The sequence below is a fragment of the Comamonas sp. 17RB genome (assembly GCF_030056555.1).
GTDB classification, from domain to species: Bacteria; Pseudomonadota; Gammaproteobacteria; order Burkholderiales; family Burkholderiaceae_C; genus Comamonas; species Comamonas terrigena.
Window position 1 is genome coordinate 1 of sequence record NZ_JASHHY010000022.1, and the last position, 1,289, is coordinate 1,289.

General features: G+C 59.9%; 1 protein-coding gene. It reads right to left on the reverse strand.

Features of this window, described 5'->3' with window-relative positions; all coding sequences use genetic code 11:
* Nucleotides 1–768 (reverse strand): MCP four helix bundle domain-containing protein (locus QM470_RS21380; protein ID WP_283340672.1); only part of this gene is annotated, 768 nt, incomplete at its 3' end.
* Nucleotides 769–1,289 lie beyond the last annotated feature (521 nt).

Consider the following 1,289-nt stretch of genomic DNA (forward strand, 5'->3'; position numbering starts at 1 on the left):
ATTCATGTCGTGCAGGGCCTGCAGCAGCTGGCCGGTCTCATCGGTGCCGGTCACACGGATATCGGTGCTCAGGTCGCCATCGGCCACACGGCGGGCCACGGTGACGGCATTGCGCAGCGGGGCGGTGATGCCCTGTGTCAGGCGCCAGGCGCTGACGGCACCAATGGCCAGGGCCAGCACGGCCAGAATCACGAAATAGGTCTGGCTGGTGTTTTCGATGGCCTGCACTTCGGCGGCCTTGGCGTCCAAGCCGGAGCGTTGCAGGCTCAGCAACTCGCTCAGCAGCTTCAGATAGCCCTGTGCAGCAGGCACAAAGGCATTGACCAGCGTGGCTTCGGCTTCCTCCGACAGCCCCTCGGCTTTGAGCTGGCTGACCTTGTCGCGGCTGGCGATATAGGTTTTGCGGATGGCCATGATCTTGTCCATGATCTCGCGCTCGGCCGGCAGGGAGATCAAAGGCTCGATCTGCTTGAGCACGTCGGCCGTACCCTTGGCCGTGGCGGCGGCATCGGCAGCCAGGAAGGGCACCAGGCTGGCATCGCTGCTCTTGGCAATGGCCGTGGTGCGGGCCACCGCCACGCTGACATTGCTGTTCCAGTCACTGATCAGGCGCTCCTTGGTCAGCGGCTCCTGCATCATCTGCTGCGTAGCTTTGCCCACGGAGTGCAGCTGCCACATGCCGATGGCCGTGATCACCACGGCAAATGCCAGCACCACGGCAAAGCCCAGGCCCAGGCGGGCACCGATATTGAACTTGGAAAAATTCATCGCTTCCATCCATTCCAGAAAAGAAGTCCGCGCAGCCTGAAAGAACACCGTTACGTTGACGGAATGGCTGTGGTGCGGAGGGGGAAAAGGTATGCGGAATGGCAGACGCCTACCGCAAAAGTAACAGAACGTTATAGGGATTATCCCGTGAATTGCTTGTGGTGCGATGAAATTTTGCGCTGCATCAAAAATCACTATGGATCACGCAGAGGCCCATAGAAAAGCACAAAGCAGTTGAAAGCCATGCATGCACAGCATTTGTTCCTGCCTCTTCAACCCGGGCAGTTCAAACACGTCATGAAATACCGATGTGGCGGTGTGGAGAAAAAGAGCACACCTCTAGAGCACACCCCTGCATTTATGCCGGGCGCAGGCACAAAAAAGCCCGCCGAAGGCGGGCTGTGGAGGCTGCATGCAGCCTGTGCTGCCAGGTGCAGTGCCTCTCTCAGGCGTGCTTCAGGCGGAACACGCTGACCATCTGCGACAGATCGCCGGTCTGCTGCTGCATGGACTGCGCGGCC